The organism is Gilvibacter sp. (assembly GCF_013214815.1).
Classification (GTDB): Bacteria; Bacteroidota; Bacteroidia; order Flavobacteriales; family Flavobacteriaceae; genus Gilvibacter.
The window spans coordinates 1-2,598 of the sequence record NZ_JABSPU010000134.1; the positions used below are offsets into that span (position 1 = coordinate 1).

The window sequence follows — 2,598 nt, forward strand, 5'->3', positions numbered from 1 at the left end:
GTTGGGATTTTGATCTTGGCCTATTCTATACTTCAACAGGAGATGTACCGCGTTACGACAGACTCATCCGCAGAAGAGAAGGGCAATTGCGCTCTGCCGAATGGTTCTACGGACCACAGGAGTGGTTAGCCACCAAGCTGCAGGTGCAGCACAAGGCAGAAAACGGCATTTTTGATGAGGCCAAATGGATTGGAAGCTTTCAGCAGTTTAAAGAAAGCCGCCACGACCGTGACTTTGGTTCGGACGTTCTCTTTGAAAATTTTGAGCGTGTAGCAGCCATCAATACCAATTTGAACTTTAATAAGCAGATCGGTACGGCCAGTTTGTTTTACGGAGCAGAATACGTGTATAACAAGGTCTTCTCTCGCGGGCAACAAGTCAATATTTTAGACGGCAGTAGTGCTGCAACAGCAGCGCGATATCCGGATGGATCCACTTGGCAATCTTTCGCGGCTTACACCAGTTTGCAGTGGAAGCTTAGTTCGCAACTGAATTTTCAAGGCGGATTGCGCTATAGCCATGTGCTCTTAGATGCCGATTTTGACAATACCTTCTTTGACTTGCCCTTTGACCAAGCGGAGATCAATACAGGAGCCTTTACGGGCTCAGCTGGATTGGCTTGGAATCCAAACCCAACTATTGGCTGGAAGTTGAACTTCTCTACGGCCTTTAGAGCCCCAAACATTGATGATGTTGGGAAGGTCTTTGATTCAGAACCGGGTTCTGTGGTTGTCCCTAATCCAGACTTGGAGCCTGAATATGCGTATAGTGGGGAATTGGGTGTGACCCTGAACTTTGAAAACGTGGTTCAAATTGACGCCACTACTTTTTACACCCACTTGGACGATGCCTTGGTGCGCCGAGACTTTAGTTTAGATGGCCAGACGGTGATTGATTATCAAGGCGAGCCGAGTAATGTGCAGGCCATTCAAAATGCTGGAGAGGCCCGCGTTTATGGTTTTGAAGCTGGTTTGAACATCAACTTTACGGATTACCTCCGCCTGAGATCCCAATACAGCATTACCGATGGCTATACCGAGGAAGATGACGGCTCAGAAGCGCCTATACGTCACGCCGCTCCTCCGTTTGGAAATACTCGTTTGACTTACCACGGAAAGAAATTAACCTTAGATGCTTTTGTGGAATACAACGGTCAGTTTGACTTTACGGACCTCGCTCCGAGTCAGCAGAACAATGCATTCCTCTACGCTTTGGATGAAAACGGGAATCCTTTTGCTCCAGATTGGGTAACCCTAAACTTTGGGGCACAATATCAGCTTAGTGAAGCAATCCTGTTTACGGCGAATTTGGAGAATATCACCGATCAGAGATACCGTCCTTATTCTTCTGGAATTGCCGCTCCAGGGAGGAATTTGATTATGGCGGTTAAGTATTCCTTTTAATTTACGGTTATCGAGTGATTTTCACGTAGTGGAAATTTTATCGAGATGACATTTACGTTCACTACCTCGGACATCGAGTGAATTTCGCAATGCGAAATTTGTATCGAGATGTCAATAAAGTTACCTTTATCAAGTAGTCATTCCCTTAAAATCTATTGATATGGGATATGTCTATATTCTTCGTTGTGCTGATAATACTTTATATACAGGAAGCACAAGATATCTCGAGTTGAGACTAAATGAGCACAAAGCTGGTGTCGGTGCGCAGTATACAAAAGTTAGGAGACCCCTTGAATTAGTCTTTGTTGAAAGGTTCAATTCTGTCCAACAGGCGTTTTACAAAGAAAAGCAAATACAGAATTGGAGCCAGAAGAAGAAGGTCGCATTGATAAATTCAAAATACAATCAGCTTAAAGAGTTTTCAAAGAAGTCTTTTTAATGACATCTCGATACGATTTGCTTATCTCATTCGCTAAAGCTTCAGAGATCGAGGCGGCAAATCACTCGATGTCCGTTTTGGTCTAACTTGAGAAACCTTTCATTACTACTATTTTTCCTCTTAAGGCTTAGCCATAAATATCACTAAAGTCAGCGACCTCTACCACAGTAACTCCTAAGTTGTCCATAAGATTATTGACGGCGGGTTCGGGTTTGTCTTTGTTGACATACCAGACGTTCATGGGTTTGCCGAGTTTATTGAAATAACGGCGACGCTCAATGAGTAGCCAACGCAAAAAGACTTCATCACTTCCATAACCCAAACCAAAGATGATCACGGGTTTGTTGAACCAGATGTCCAACCAGGTCATATGGCCTTGCCATTCGCCTTTTCTGTGGGTATTGTCCAAACGTCCGGCTCCTGTGGTGATAAGCTGGCGCGCACGCTCTGCAGCCCCCATATAGTCAGTGAGTCCCAATCGGATCGAATCAAAATAACGCACGTCACCGTGTACCTTCCAAATGCCAAATCCCCCACAAGGCTTTGTCAATTCCTCAAGGCTGTAATAAGACTTCCAAGGATAGAAACGGGTGAATCCTTTGGACTCTATATGATGAATCTCAGCGCCAATAGAGGTTTCAAAACCCGCATCAAAATTGGTAGTAAGGACAGGAGCGTCGTGTTCTTGGGCGAGTTCCATCAAGCGTTTGTGAACACTCAAATCGGCTCCAGGCTTTAATTGAAGACTTTTCACCA

Annotated in this window: 2 protein-coding genes and 1 pseudogene; 2 read left to right on the plus strand and 1 reads right to left on the minus strand. The window is 44.7% G+C overall.

Annotated elements, in window-relative coordinates; translation table 11 throughout:
• Positions 1–1,403, plus strand: a 1,403-nt coding sequence (locus HRT75_RS14545) for a TonB-dependent receptor (protein WP_291188285.1), incomplete at its 5' end; no start/stop codon positions are given.
• Between the two features lie 160 nt (positions 1,404–1,563).
• Positions 1,564–1,842, plus strand: a complete 279-nt coding sequence (locus tag HRT75_RS14550) for a GIY-YIG nuclease family protein (protein ID WP_366665088.1) — start codon at positions 1,564–1,566, stop codon at positions 1,840–1,842.
• Between the two features lie 127 nt (positions 1,843–1,969).
• On the opposite strand, the pseudogene HRT75_RS14555 reads toward HRT75_RS14550, so the two are convergent.
• Positions 1,970–2,598 (minus strand): annotated as a pseudogene (locus tag HRT75_RS14555) (hypothetical protein); the annotation flags it as partial.